This window comes from Streptomyces sp. NRRL WC-3618, assembly GCF_001280005.1.
GTDB lineage: Bacteria > Actinomycetota > Actinomycetes > Streptomycetales > Streptomycetaceae > Streptomyces.
The window spans coordinates 1-220 of the sequence record NZ_LGDW01000425.1 but is presented as its reverse complement, the minus strand read 5'-3'; the positions used below and the strand labels follow the sequence as shown (position 1 = coordinate 220).

Annotated in this window: 1 protein-coding gene; it reads right to left on the bottom strand. The window is 61.8% G+C overall.

The annotated features are described in order from the left end of the window. The coding region (locus ADL01_RS28050) for a family 43 glycosylhydrolase (protein ID WP_159049669.1) at window positions 1-220 on the bottom strand (220 nt) is incomplete at both ends.

The following is a 220-nucleotide window of genomic DNA, read 5'->3' as shown; positions in this document are numbered from 1 at the left end:
GTAGTACAGACCGCCCCGTTTGTAGACCCAGGGTCCTTCTTCGTACAGCGTGGGACGGTCGGGGTTGTCGGTGCGGGTGCCGAATCCCGCGGTGGTGAGAGGAATTTGGACGGGGCTGCCTGAATAGGACGTCATGTCGGCGTTCAGCTTGACGTACCACAGGTTGGGGTTGCCCCAGTACAGGTAGGCCTGACCGTCGTCGTCGATGAAGACGGTCGGG